This is a genomic window from Streptococcus infantis SPAR10, from assembly GCF_000279535.1.
In the GTDB taxonomy this organism is placed as follows: domain Bacteria; phylum Bacillota; class Bacilli; order Lactobacillales; family Streptococcaceae; genus Streptococcus; species Streptococcus infantis_I.
In genome coordinates, this window is sequence record NZ_ALCH01000010.1 from 18,147 (window position 1) to 31,247 (window position 13,101).

The 13,101-nt window shown below is 34.7% G+C and carries 13 protein-coding genes; all 13 read right to left on the reverse strand.

All coding sequences use genetic code 11. The annotated features are described in order from the left end of the window. Position 1 precedes the first annotated feature (1 nt). The 13 genes from SPAR10_RS10545 to cpsA all read right to left on the reverse strand — a co-directional run bounded on the left by SPAR10_RS10545 (position 2) and on the right by cpsA (position 12,937). Positions 2 to 1,414 carry a flippase gene (locus tag SPAR10_RS10545; protein WP_004254138.1) on the reverse strand — a complete coding sequence of 471 codons (1,413 nt, stop codon included), beginning with the start codon at positions 1,412 to 1,414 and terminating at the stop codon, positions 2 to 4. A 1-nt stretch (position 1,415) separates the two neighbouring features. Then, positions 1,416 to 2,357 carry a beta-1,6-N-acetylglucosaminyltransferase gene (locus SPAR10_RS10550; protein WP_004254140.1) on the reverse strand — a complete coding sequence of 314 codons (942 nt, stop codon included), beginning with the start codon at positions 2,355 to 2,357 and terminating at the stop codon, positions 1,416 to 1,418. A gap of 63 nt (positions 2,358 to 2,420) precedes the next feature. Next, complete coding sequence (locus SPAR10_RS10555) at positions 2,421 to 3,374, reverse strand: glycosyltransferase family 2 protein (RefSeq protein ID WP_004254141.1); 954 nt, start codon at positions 3,372 to 3,374, stop codon at positions 2,421 to 2,423. A gap of 1 nt (position 3,375) precedes the next feature. Beyond that, a complete protein-coding gene (locus SPAR10_RS10560; protein ID WP_232673002.1) occupies positions 3,376 to 4,383 on the reverse strand; it encodes a glycosyltransferase family 2 protein in 1,008 nt (335 codons plus the stop codon). Between the two features lie 5 nt (positions 4,384 to 4,388). Next, positions 4,389 to 5,471: a glycosyltransferase family 4 protein gene (locus tag SPAR10_RS10565; RefSeq protein WP_004254145.1), complete on the reverse strand. Its 1,083-nt coding sequence runs from the start codon at positions 5,469 to 5,471 to the stop codon at positions 4,389 to 4,391. A 7-nt stretch (positions 5,472 to 5,478) separates the two neighbouring features. Further along, entirely contained in the window at positions 5,479 to 6,315 is an 837-nt protein-coding gene (locus tag SPAR10_RS10570; RefSeq protein WP_004254146.1) for a LicD family protein, read from the reverse strand. 10 nt (positions 6,316 to 6,325) lie between these two features. Continuing rightward, complete coding sequence (locus SPAR10_RS10575; protein ID WP_004254147.1) at positions 6,326 to 7,510, reverse strand: polymerase; 1,185 nt, start codon at positions 7,508 to 7,510, stop codon at positions 6,326 to 6,328. A 68-nt stretch (positions 7,511 to 7,578) separates the two neighbouring features. Then, positions 7,579 to 8,373: a DUF4422 domain-containing protein gene (locus SPAR10_RS10580; protein ID WP_004254149.1), complete on the reverse strand. Its 795-nt coding sequence runs from the start codon at positions 8,371 to 8,373 to the stop codon at positions 7,579 to 7,581. Positions 8,374 to 8,654: 281 nt separating this feature from the next. Further along, complete coding sequence (locus SPAR10_RS10585; protein WP_004254150.1) at positions 8,655 to 9,290, reverse strand: sugar transferase; 636 nt, start codon at positions 9,288 to 9,290, stop codon at positions 8,655 to 8,657. A 52-nt stretch (positions 9,291 to 9,342) separates the two neighbouring features. Continuing rightward, a complete protein-coding gene (locus tag SPAR10_RS10590) occupies positions 9,343 to 10,044 on the reverse strand; it encodes a tyrosine-protein kinase (RefSeq protein ID WP_004254152.1) in 702 nt (233 codons plus the stop codon). Positions 10,045 to 10,054: 10 nt separating this feature from the next. Further along, on the reverse strand, positions 10,055 to 10,747 hold the full coding sequence (locus SPAR10_RS10595) for a CspC family polysaccharide chain length determinant protein (protein WP_004254153.1): 693 nt from the start codon (positions 10,745 to 10,747) through the stop codon (positions 10,055 to 10,057). 8 nt (positions 10,748 to 10,755) lie between these two features. Then, positions 10,756 to 11,487: a capsular polysaccharide biosynthesis protein Cps4B gene (gene cps4B / locus SPAR10_RS10600; RefSeq protein WP_004254155.1), complete on the reverse strand. Its 732-nt coding sequence runs from the start codon at positions 11,485 to 11,487 to the stop codon at positions 10,756 to 10,758. A gap of 1 nt (position 11,488) precedes the next feature. Then, positions 11,489 to 12,937, reverse strand: a complete 1,449-nt coding sequence (gene cpsA / locus SPAR10_RS10605) for an LCP family glycopolymer transferase CpsA (protein WP_004254157.1) — start codon at positions 12,935 to 12,937, stop codon at positions 11,489 to 11,491. Positions 12,938 to 13,101 lie beyond the last annotated feature (164 nt).

Here is a 13,101-nt window from a genome sequence, read left to right on the forward strand (position 1 = left end):
ATTATTTCTTAATAATTTGTTTTAATTCTTTTACATCTACCACTTTCAGAGATAGAATTGCAAAAAGATAAATGATTCCGCCAAGCACTGCAAAAACTAGAACATTTAGGGTTGGCGAAAAATGTATTACTGTTTTTGAACCTAGCAAAATGCCATACATGATAGCTGATGCTAGAATAATTTTTGTCATAGAACCAATAATAGGAACTTCTTTTAGGTATCTGCGGGTAAAGTACAATTGAATCGCCCACACTAGCGCCTCTGTTAAGACAGAAACAATGGCTGCTCCGATATAACCAAGTTTAGGAAGGAATAATAGGTTTAATCCTACACTGATAATTGCAGGAGCCGTTGTCGAAATCATGAATTCTTTATTTCGGTTATGAGGGATCAATATCTGAATTCCCATAATATTGGTCCAACCGATAAAGAACATACGGAAGATCATAATGGCAATTGCATAGCGTGCATCCTGAAAATCTTGACCAAGGAAAAACTGAACAAAATCATCATTGACAATCAAGATCCCTGCCATCATTGGAAAAATGACTAAATTATAAATGAGGAAGGACATTTCATGCATCTTATTGACTGCCTTATGATCACCTGTCGCTAACAAATGAGCGACACGTGGCAACATAACACTCCCCAAGGAAGTTACCAGGGTCAGAAGGATATTTACCAACTTTAGAGCCTGGTCATAAATCCCTACATCCTTTGTAGAGGCTAAGGCTCCAAGCATGGTACGATCTAGCGTTACATACAAGGAAATCGCCACTTGTGGAAGGAACAATAAGATGACGGGTTTCAAATGATGCCTAGCATATTCTATGTCAAAATGAGGTCTACCGATAAACTCTTGAGCAGGCAACCACATACTTAGTTGCCCCAAAAGTTCAAATATGGTTAGTAAAAAAACATAAAGATATAGGTCGTTTGCAGATTTGACAAAGAGAAAGATAGAGGTAACCCCAACGATTTTAACCGTGATGTTTCGAACAGTAATCTTTCGAAAATCCTCTAAGCCTTGAAAGAGCCAGGATATATCCAAGCCTTTTGAAACTAAACTCAAGCCTAGAATGTAGGCTACCGGATTTTGCATAAAGGGAAGAGTCAGACAAAGAAGAGCATACAAGGACATAGAAAGAACTGTTGCACCTAATTGCAGAGAGTAGATTCCCCAAAAGTTTTTTTCAATTTCCTTGCGATGCCCTGAAATGACCTTGGTCCCATAGTTGGCAACTCCCAGGGTCGCTAAGAGAATAAAGTAGGTAACAATCGAGTTAAAATACCCATAGATCCCTAAATCATCTGAAGAAAATACTCGCGTCACATAGGGGGTCGTAATGATAGGGAGTATAATCACCAACAACTGGTAAGAAAGGTTGTAGGCGTAGTTTTTAAGTACTTTCATCTCAACCCGTTCCATTTATAATCGTTAAAATCTCTTTTTTGAGATTTGGATATTTATCTAAATCAAATTTTCTAGAAAATTTATGACCTAATTCTTTTCCACGTTTTAATTGTTCCAAATCACGTTCAGAATCAGTCCATGTATATGGGTTTCCATCCCACCAATTAATATATCGGAGATTTCCTTGAAAATCACTTGGTGCATCTGTTATAGGAGAAGAAGAATACAATGTCCCCATTAGATTATGCTTATACATTATAGTAGGGATAAATAATTCATCATTCACTATTGAATTTTTGAATATTTTTTTAATATTTTCTTCTTCTTGAAGTAATATTCTAACTAATCCCTGATTAATAGATGCCCAATTCGAAGCATAGCCTAACTTCATATTATATTTTTTAAAGCAATCAATATTTATTAAACGTTGGATTTTAATCTCTAGTTTACGGTAATATGATACAAACTTTCTGAAAAACTTGTTTTCGATATTTCTTGTTAAGAGGTTCGGAAACAAATATTTAAATCGAACTCGGTCATATATTTTATTTGATTCAAAAATTTCATCAGAAACTATACTCAAAAAATTTTTGCATTTGTGTTGTTCAAAAAAGTCAAATAACTCTTCAGCTGGCACTAAAGGTAAGTCTACACCTGACAACAAGTGAAACATACTATAATTATCTTGATTATACGCACATCGAAATCCTAGTAATTCTGCAGATACCAGTGAATAATTCCCCCAGTAAATGGGAGTTCTATCTACAAATATCACTTTCGAAAATCTTGTACAGGACTTAAGCGAATTAATAGTAGATTCATCAACGCTAACCTTACTATCTATAATTACAAAAATATCATGCTGCTTATAATCTAGCAATGAAATTAAAAACTCTAATTGCTCAAACTTATTATGGGCAATTATTATATAAGCTTGCTTCATAATTCCTCTTTCCTAACAAATGTTTGACACTAGTCACAAATCAAACTTAATTCATACATAATATTATCGTAGCAACAAATACAATTTAGGGCTAAAAATAAAAATAAGGTATTTTAGTTTTACTTTCCATGATAGCTTACTATTTTTTAGCAACTCACTCATTTCGACTTTCAACAACTCTTTATCTTTTGAAAAATCTTTTAAGCCTGAGTCAGCTTTTGCACCAATCACTACAAAACCACCTAATAATTTTTTAGCTTGCAAAGCTTGCTTTAATTCCGGGCTCTGAATGTACTCTCTTTTAACAACTTCCTCATTTTTTGCAACAGCTTTAAAGAAATCATATTTTTTTTCAGTAAATGTTGAACGGACTATACTCCCTTCCCTACGATAGTAATTGTAGGTTTCAAGCGGGCTTATCACGATTCTTTCAGCCAAGGCAAGGTGTTCTCCTACAACATAAAAATCCTCATAGATTTTCCCAACTGGAAAAGGGGCGCGTTCCAATATGCTTTTTTTATAAAGCTTAGCACAGGCAGAAACCGTTGCAACTTTGTCGTCCAACATTAGTTCCAAGGCCTTCTCCTTTGTAATCACACTCAAGCTTTCATAGTCTGACTGTTTAAGATGATAAGAACTATAATCATCATACTTTGAAGTTGCTTTGACCTTTGTTGAAATCAAGTCTGCTTGATGTATTTCTTGTATTTTTACTATTAATTCAAGCGTGTAGTCTTCAAGATAATCATCTGGATCTAAAAAGAAAATCCAATCTGAGTTGGCTTTTGTAACTCCAAAGTTACGCGCATCAGATAAGCCTCCATTCCCCTTATGAAAAACATGGATATTTTCATATTCTCGAGCGTAATCTTCACACAATCGAGGAGAATCATCTGTTGAACCGTCATTGACGAGGATTACTTCAAAATTTTGATAGGTTTGTTTTAGCAAGCTATCTATCGCATAATGCAGATAGTCTGCAACATTATAAACCGGAACAACGATGCTGATAAACATCCTAAACGCCTCTCTCTTTTTCTTTCTTTTCAGAGTATTTCTTCAAAATAGGATTTAAAAATAATCTCAAAGCAAAGTTAGTCCTATAATTTAAGTAAGACAATCTGTCAAACTTTTTCGTAGGAATATAGTCATATGCACTTTGCTTAATTTTGCTATATAGTTCTTTCAAGAGTGTTTCGGAATCATTAACCATCCAAGACAAATCAACCTGCAAACTGATGAGATAAACTAAGGTTTCAGAAACTAATCGGTTTAAAACAGGTTCACTTTCAATTTTTGTAAAATAATCTAGAACTGAATTTGTAACAGTCAAATGGTGACGAACATTACGCTTCATACTCTCGATATTCATACTTTGCTCTGGTCTACCTATGTAGTATTGATAAATATCATAATTCCAATAACTGAAACTATGAACATACTCCAAAGGAAAAAGTGTGTATTGAATATCAACATAAAAAGTTTTTTCACTTAAACGAATCTTGTTTTCCGACAAGATTGATGTCTTATAAGTAACCGAGTGCATCGGAATGCGAACATCCGGAATTCCCATGTGTTTTTTGCCAATTTCATACTTGTCTACGAAGTCATTTCGTACTGTAGTATTGTTATAGACATGCTGCTCTGTAAAGTCTGTAATCACCATATCCACATCAACAGTTTCAAGAGTATCTAAAAACTTTTCAAATTCTGATGGAATAACCCAGTCATCCCCATCAATTACTTTAAAAAATTTTCCCTTTGCTTCTTGAATACCGCGATTGATAGTTGAACCATGACCACCGTTTTCTTTTGTAATGACACGGCCATCCAGCAACGAATCTTGGGCTAATATTTCTTCTGCTACTTTAGCAGTATCGTCTGTACTTCCATCGTTAACAACCAGTACTTCAAATTTATTTTTATAATCTGATTGCACTTGTTGGAAAGACTCCAGCCCTTTTGAAACGTAGTCCTGAATATTATAACTAGGCATTACAATTGTTAACAAACAATCCTTCATCATATCTCCTAAATCGTCTCAATTAGTTCAATCCACTGCTTGAGAATTTTATCTTTATCGAATTTATCCATATTGTCTTTTGCATGTTCTGAGAAAGACTGTCTCAAAGCTTCATCTCCCATCAGTTCAAGCAATTTTTGGCTCAACTTGTCCGTATCATAACACTCAACCAGATAGCCATTAACTCCATCTTCAACTATTTCGTTCGGTCCTGTCGGACAACTAAAGCTAACTATAGGAAGATTGTATTGTTGTGCTTCCAGCAGAACTAGAGGTAGACCTTCATAGCGAGAAGTCATGACATAAATCCCTTTATCTCCATAAATCAAATCCTGATTTTTTTCGAGTCCTTTTATGACTAACTTATCCTGTAAATCATTTTCGTTGATTAAATTTCTGATTTTATCCACTTCATCTTGATTTCCGGAACCGTAGATTTCCCAAATCCAGTCAGACCTTTTCGCTAACACTTTTTTCGCGACTTGAACAAGATAATCATATCCTTTTTGATAGTCAAAACGGCCAACCGTCACAATTTTATTTGATTTTTTATTATAGGATACATCTGAAAGAGCATCCTCTTTCCAATTATAGATGTAGCAAATTCTTTCATCAGAAACACCGTATTTTTTTATATAATTTTCACGGTCTTCTTGAGTAAGGGTCACGAGTTTATCAGCAAATTTCGCTCCAATATACCTTTGTATCTTCTTAACTTTAGTATCAATATCTACTATAGAATTTGTATGGTCGCAGGAAACAAATTTTGTTTTCAAACCAATTGTGCTTGCTACACCAACTGTATTCATACTCATTCCGATTCCAAAAACAATATCAATGTTCTCTTCTTTCAGATAGTTTCTCAATAACTTGACCGCTTCGAGAAAATTTTTACTCATTGATATTTTCTTTGATGATAAATTTTGATATCGAACCGATTGTTTCAGCGAGAAGAAATTGTTTTCTGTAGAAATCATCGAGAGAAGATGAACATCATACATAGTTGATAACTCATTTGCAAGGCTGGTTGCTACTTTCAGTCCTCCATCTGTTCTATCGATACTCCATTTCACTAAAGCGATTTTTTTCATCTTTAAACTACACTTCCCCTTCATTTTCACCAAGTGATATAATCTCGTAGTGGTGAAGAGCCCTTTTATCTTCTGGTGGCAATTGCATAAAATCCGCTCCGTAAATGGCTGTTAGATATTCTTTGTATTTGCAAGGACAACAAAGTTTTAGATCTTCAAACTGTAGTAGGACTGGTTCTCCAAAGTAATCACTCGGTACTATCTCTCTTAATTTATAAGCTCCCGTAAAATTTCCTGCGTAAGCTTCATCAAACGAATATTTTTTTATCGTTTGTAAATATTTTTTCTGTGCCCAGCTAAAGGAAATAATCTTCTCAATATTAACAGCATTCGCAAAAGCAATAATTATCTTTTCAATGAATGGTCGATTTTCTTTTTTCTGATTCACCAAACTATTGAATTGCGAGAGTTGAACCATCATCCTTGCGTACAAGTATCTCAAAGAATGAATTTTTTTCTTTAAAATATTAGAGGGCATACCATCCAACGGGAAAATATCTATCCACAAACTTTCTACCAATTCTTCTTTACTATAATTCATGATGATTTTTGTAGAGTCGTCACGGATCACAGAGAAAGCTTTTTTGTAATTTAATGTATCTTCGCTTAAAAACTTGTAGTTTTTTGGCAAGACATTTAAAGCTATTTTTTTAAACTTTTCATAATCTTCTCTTGGCATTCCAATATCGATGTCATCATCCCAAGGAATAAAGCCTTGATGACGAACGGTACCGAGCAAAGTCCCCCCTAGGGCATAGTAGGTTAGATTATTTTCTTCACAAATGCTAATGAATTCTTTCAATATAGATAGAATCTTATCTTGAATAATTTTGATATCTGACATACATCTCCCTCTAAGTAAAAGGCAAGTTTGAAAAAAACTGAATAATATTCTTTAAAAGTAAATCCGTTTTACTATAATCGATAAAATTAAAAGGGAAATTTTTATTATAGAAAAAACCTGTGATAAACGATATACCAAGCAAGCAAAGCTCTAGGCCATAAACTAGGTTACGATTCGATAAAATTTTCAACTGTGCTCGATATGTAAACAATATGAATGAAGAAATTACAATCATTGGCAAGAGTAAAAAAAGATTCCTATCATATATATTTCGAAACGGTACAGATCCCATTGATAATAATGTTAAATAATAAGTCATCTTAACAAAAGATATTTTCCAATCATCAATCTCTTTAATAGTTCTACTCAAAACAAAATATTGAATTAAAAATAAAACCATTAAAACCACACCAATATTTAACCGCATTGTTAGAGTAGTATTAAATAACTCTGCATACGATGCGTTATCGGAATAGATATCAATTTTTCTAATAAAAGAATGAAAGAAACTAATACCCGTCCACTCTGCAAATATTGGTGTTAATTTTATCATAATTGGAAAACCTAATAAAACAAATAAACTCTTACCTACCGTAATCTTTTTTAGGTAGAAAAAAATGAATCTCAGAGCAACAAAATAAATAACAGCCGAATGAATACCTAGTGGAACTAAGTACCATAGCATCATCCAATACTTTGTAAAATTATATTTCGACTCCAAATACATAATTAACATTATCAGAGAAATTGCCATACAAAATCTCATGCCACTAGTGGTGTATCTATAGTTATTTAACAACAAAACTGTAATTAGAATCAGAATATAAGTTAACTTAGAGTAGTTTTTATAGGACTTAAACAAATCAACAACAACATAACCAAAGCTAAAATATGTCACAAACGCTGAAATAAAACTAAGCAAACTATAGTGATGAGTATTTCTGACCAAATACATCAAGGAAGTAAATACCGGAACAGAACCATAATCATATCTACCAATTCTAAACCCTGATGCAAAAGCTCGAAACATTGAAATAATGCTATCAAAATTAGTTAGCATTTGTGTTGCTCTAAAATGATATGCTCCATCATCTAATGGATGAGGGATATAACGTAAAGCAATTATAGAAATCGATAAACACGCAAACACTAAATAAGTTACCGAAAGCCTTCTGTCGTTTACTATTCCTACCACACTTAAAAACAAAGATAAAACAGGAAAAACTAAAAAATTAAAAAAGTAAGTAATAATAAAATCATAATTTAAAAACTCTGTCCATATTTTTTTCCAAAGAATTTTGCTTGAAGGAAAGATTTTCCTTTTTGAATCAAGTCAATTTTCTCCATATAGATAAACGGTATCTCTTTAACCCGCAAATCTTGTTTTGCCAACCAAACATTGAACAAGCGTTCACTGACCCGACCAAATAATCTAGCATCAAAAGCAGAATAGTCTGTAATGTCCAATCTTCTATAGAGTTCATCGATAATCGGGAATAACCATTCACAATAGACTGCTACATTTTCTTTGGACATGATAAACATATTGAACATATAACCACTGCGTTGTTTCATGACCCGATCAAAAGCATCGATATAATCCGGTCGCAACTCGCTAACAATCTGGCGTGTCACGTCTAAATGATTGGCATCGTGCGTATGTGCATAGTGAGAGTATAGCGTTTCAATGTAGTACTTCCGTTTTTTAGGAACGATAACATCACTCTCTTCAAACAAATCTTGCAATTCTGACTTAGAAAGGATGATATCATTCATATCAACAGTTTCACTATATGATTGACGAGTCGCTGTGAAATAGCGTCGATAGTGCACCAATCCAAGATAATCACATTCTAAATTCTTCCAAGCCCAATAAAGTCCAGTTAATTCGCAATAATAGGGGTTCAAACTTGAAATATTGTCTCCTTCATTATCACATTGGTATCCTAACATTTCTTTTCCTTCACTACCAACATGGATGGGTAGGTAAAGATCAGTATCAGCAGGCATGGTAAATTGCTTGTGCGTTGCCACGATAATTTTATAATCCTTTGTCATTTTAACCCCCTTCATTTAGATTGAACTGTTTGCGCTAAAAAAGAAACCAAACACTTGCATTCTAGTTTCACAGAGTTCACCTAAGAAACCAGTTGACTCTTTTGCCATGTTCCTAACAGACTACTCAGATTATATAACTTCGGAAGAATATTCTACCATTTCTAAAATGGTAGAATACCCTTTCAAAATCCTAAAACATGACTACCAGTATTTGATTTCGTATCATTTTCACTTCGAACTCATCAACAGATCATAAAATCCTAAAAAAACAAATCTGTTATTTAATGAGCCCCTTTTCCCATTAAAACTTGTTTGATTGTTAATAAAAATATTTTGACATCTAATTTAAAGGATTGATTTCTAGGATAGTATAATTCCATCTCGCAACGTTCAGGATAAAAGACTTCACTTCTCCCAGACACTTGCCACATCCCAGTTATCCCTGGTTTCACTGAAAGCAGAAGTTTCTGTTCCTCTTCAGAATATTCTTCTAATTCCTTTTCAAGGATTGGCCTAGGTCCTATAAAGCTCATCTCACCTCGCAAAACATTTATAAACTGAGGAAATTCATCAATACTCGTTTTTCTGATAAGATCTCCAATAATCGTTAAGCGCGGATCTTCGTTCGGAGGCAATTTGTAGCTATTCTCAATATATTTTTGATGTAGCTCTTTATTTGCTAAGAGAATTTCCTCAGCATTCTCAACCATTGAACGGAATTTAATGATTTTGAATTTTTTCCCATTCAAGCCTACACGGTACTGAGTAAAGAAAATACTACCCTTATATCCTTTTACTTTATAAATGATGAAAATAATCAAGGAAGCTGGAAAGGCTAATACAACAGTTCCAACCAATCCAATAAAAAAGTCAGCAAATTGCTTAAAACTTTTGTATAAGACTTCACTAATCTCCACTTAAACTTCACCTACTTTTCATATAATCTTCTTTGTTAATATTTACTTTTTCTTATTTTTTACCGTAGGCACCGTAATTCCCATATCCGCCATATGTACCGTAAGTACCATATTTTTCAAGGTGGATATTGAATTTATTCAAAATAACTCCCAAGAACGGTACACCTGTTTGCTCTAATTGTACCTTAGCTTTTTGAACTTCTCTACGTTTTGTAGCAGAAGCCTCCGTCACTAAAATAGAAGCATCGCATTTTTGAGCAATAATCGCAGCATCGATAACTACTCCAATTGGAGCTGTATCTACAATGATATAATCAAAATACTTGCGAAGCGTTTCTATCATAACTTCAAATTTTTCACTTTGAAGAAGGGCTGTTGGATTAGGAGAAATAGCTCCCGACTGGATAACAAACAAATTCTCCACATTTGTCTCACACAAACCATGTGACAAATCTTTTGTACCAGACAAGTAGTCTGTCAAACCAGTGATTTTTTCAGTCGACATAAAAACTCCAGACATAACAGAATTTCGAATATCTGCATCAATAAGGAGCGTTTTATAGCCAGCACGCGCAAAAGCCCAGGCAATATTGGTTGATGTCGTAGATTTTCCTTCTCCAGGTCTAACTGAAGATACCGCAATAACCTTTAACTTATCTCCACTCAATTGTATATTAGTACGCAAAGCATTATAATATTCTTCTGCTTTTTTTACTAACGCTTGGCGTTTTTCTGATAATTCTAACTTTGCCATGTTTACTCCCTTACTTTAATTTCTCTAGATTTGGAATAACTCCCAAAAGTGAGAGATGCATTACTTCTTCAATATCTTCTGGACGTTTCACTCGATCATCCAATAGTTCAACTAATAGAGCCAATAGAATCACAACACTTGCTCCTGCACCTACACCCAAGATTGTGTTGCGACGAATGTTTGGAGAAGATGGTGATACAGCAGGACGAGCTTCTTCTAAGGTCGTTACATCTGACACGCGTGTTACTGAAATGATTTTTTGAGCAGCTACTTCTCTGAGGGCATTAGCAATACGGCTTGCTTCTTCAGGTTTACTGTCACGTACAGAAATTGACACAATACGTGTATCTGCCGGAACTGTTACTTGAACTTTTCTAGCAAGAGCTTTCGCATCAAAATTTAATCCTTGCTCAGCCACTACTTTTTCCAATACATCCTGAGAAAGGATAATCTCACGGTAGTCTTTTACTAAGTAAGAACCTGCTTGCAAATCTTGGTTAGTTAATCCAGGTTTATCAGCTTGATTTCTATTAACAACGTAGATACGTGTAGTACTTGTATATTCAGGTTTAACCACAAACGAACTATAGGCAAAAGCAATAGCTCCAGCAACAATAGCTGCTAAAGCGATAAATAATTTACGCTTCCACAATACTTTTAACATTTGTACTACATCAATTTCAATTTTATCTTGTTCTTTCATCATTTCTCCTAAATTAGTTGGTCGTTTATAATTCTTGATGGGTTTGTTTCAAAAAGCTCACGAGCTTTTTCTACTCCATATTTTTTAGCGATGAGTTCATAAGCTTCTCTCATATACGGCGGGCGATTATCCAAATTGTGCATATCGCTAGCTACTACATGTATTAAGTCCTTGTCCAAGAAATACCTAGCTCGCTTTTTCATAAACTTGTAAGCATCTCCGAAAAGCCGTGGCTTTAAGACACTCGAACTATTAATCTGCATATAGCAGCCCATATTGATGAGCTCTCTTACTTTTTTCTCATCGTTTTCCAAGGTGTGATAGCGTTCAATATGAGCAACCACAGGTGTAATCCCTAACATGAGAACTTTGGTCAAGGCGCTATGAATATCTCTATAGGGTGTATTCATGCTAAACTCGATCAAAGCATAACGAGTGTCATTGAGTTTTGGGATGATATTTTGTTCAAGTTTTTCTAAAACATCACTTGAAAAATAAATCTCAGCTCCGTACACTATCTTCAAATCCGGTGCAATTTCTTGAGCCAACTGTTTGACTTCGCTAAAATTAGCTGCAATTTTGTCTTCTGGTGTTTCAAACATCCCTTTTCTACGATGAGAGGTCGAAACAATAGTACGTATACCTTGTGCGTAAGCTTCCTCAAGGAGAGCCTTGCTCTCAGCTTTATTTTTAGGTCCATCGTCAACATCGAAAACAATATGTGAATGAATATCAATCATCTTAGTTTCCTTCCATAGTATCTTTAATGGCCGCCTTAACAGTCTCCAAGCTTGTTGGATCGATTTCCAACATGTAAAGATTGCTATCTGGCATAGCGTAAGATGGAAGATCCATACGACCAGTTCCTTTCAGATCTTGATTGGTTACTGTATATTTCCCTCCACTTGTCAACTGAGTATTGACAAGACTAACCATTGTTTCTGGTGGCATATTGGTCTGAACTGAATCCTGTAAACCTTGAATAATGCCATCGTAGTTTTTCAAGGCTTCTGCCGAAGTAATCTTCTGAATAATGGCTGTAATGACTTTTTGTTGATTACGACCGCGATCTCCATCACCATTTGTCAAAGAGTAACGTTCACGGACAAAACCTAAAGCCAATTCTGAATCAAGGTGAATATTTCCAACCGGGTAGTGCTTGCCGTTTGTATGAGCAGTAAACTCTTGGTCATTATAGACGTCAACGCCTCCAAGAAGGTCAATCAACTTCAAGAAAGAGGTGAAATTAAGTCGAGCATAATAGTTCAAGTCGATACCATAAAGATTTTCTAAGGTATGGATAGAAGCATCTACGCCATAGATACCCGCATGCGTCAACTTATCGTTTTGGTTGTTTCCACCATCTGCAATAGGGACATAGGCATCTCGAGGAGTTGTCGTCAAGAGAATCTTCTTGGTATCTTGATTCACTGTCATGATGATATTGACATCTGAGCGCGAAACAGAACTGATAGGACCATAGGTATCAATCCCGCTGATGTAGACATTGAAAGAATTTCCTGTAGCTACCTTAGGTGCTTCCACTTTCTTAGTCAAGTCCTGGGTATAGATTTTCTTGATCTTCTTAGCGTGGTCGGGATATTCCTGTTCAATCAGATTTTCAAAAACACCGTTTAAGACTATTGCTTTGGTTTTTCCATCTAACAAACTCTTATAGGCTGCTAGGTAAGAAGAAGCTTCCTCAACTGTCAATTCCTTGCTTTGAGTTGTTTTAATGTCATCTATCAATTTTTGAATATTCTCAGCATCTGTTCCTGTTGGAGCAGTTACACTAGAAAGTTGAGAAACGTTATTAATCTCACTGTCTGCTAGCACTGCCACACTCATAGAGTAGCTTGAGTAATTTGAAGTTGCATTAAATTGATTGGCAAGTCCAACAAATCGATTTACAGCTACTAAAGCCACCGAACTAAATAAGACTGAGATTAACAAAATTATCAGGGTAAAAACCTTAGCTTTTTGCTTGACTATCAACAAGAGGGATAATAAAGCTACGAGCACTAAAACCACTGCCAAGATAACATTGAAATAGCTAACCGCTAAAATCTGATATTTAAAAATCAAAAACAATAAAAAAGAAGCTAGAACAGCATAGATTAGCAACAAACCTACATTTAAACTTTGCTGAAATTTACCAGATTGACTTTTTTTTATACGTCTATTTTTCATGGAATACCTCTTCAAAACATTTTAGTTTAATTATATCATAAATTGCCTTTCAAGACCATCAACACCAATCAAGAAAGCGCTCGCTTTTGGGAAGTGTTTTCGTTTTTTATATTTACTATAGTTTTTGCTGCTTTTTGTGTTTCCAAAATACAACTATAATAAAA

What these genes read in the sequence shown, in the direction of transcription:
- SPAR10_RS10545 (WP_004254138.1), bottom strand. Translation starts at nt 1,414, where the DNA reads ATGAAAGTACTTAAAAACTACGCCTACAACCTTTCTTACCAGTTGTTG.
- SPAR10_RS10550 (WP_004254140.1), bottom strand. Translation starts at nt 2,357, where the DNA reads ATGAAGCAAGCTTATATAATAATTGCCCATAATAAGTTTGAGCAATTA.
- SPAR10_RS10555 (WP_004254141.1), bottom strand. Translation starts at nt 3,374, where the DNA reads ATGTTTATCAGCATCGTTGTTCCGGTTTATAATGTTGCAGACTATCTG.
- SPAR10_RS10560 (WP_232673002.1), bottom strand. Translation starts at nt 4,383, where the DNA reads ATGATGAAGGATTGTTTGTTAACAATTGTAATGCCTAGTTATAATATT.
- SPAR10_RS10565 (WP_004254145.1), bottom strand. Translation starts at nt 5,471, where the DNA reads ATGAAAAAAATCGCTTTAGTGAAATGGAGTATCGATAGAACAGATGGA.
- SPAR10_RS10570 (WP_004254146.1), bottom strand. Translation starts at nt 6,315, where the DNA reads ATGTCAGATATCAAAATTATTCAAGATAAGATTCTATCTATATTGAAA.
- SPAR10_RS10580 (WP_004254149.1), bottom strand. Translation starts at nt 8,373, where the DNA reads ATGACAAAGGATTATAAAATTATCGTGGCAACGCACAAGCAATTTACC.
- SPAR10_RS10590 (WP_004254152.1), bottom strand. Translation starts at nt 10,044, where the DNA reads ATGGCAAAGTTAGAATTATCAGAAAAACGCCAAGCGTTAGTAAAAAAA.
- SPAR10_RS10595 (WP_004254153.1), bottom strand. Translation starts at nt 10,747, where the DNA reads ATGAAAGAACAAGATAAAATTGAAATTGATGTAGTACAAATGTTAAAA.
- cps4B (WP_004254155.1), bottom strand. Translation starts at nt 11,487, where the DNA reads ATGATTGATATTCATTCACATATTGTTTTCGATGTTGACGATGGACCT.
- cpsA (WP_004254157.1), bottom strand. Translation starts at nt 12,937, where the DNA reads ATGAAAAATAGACGTATAAAAAAAAGTCAATCTGGTAAATTTCAGCAA.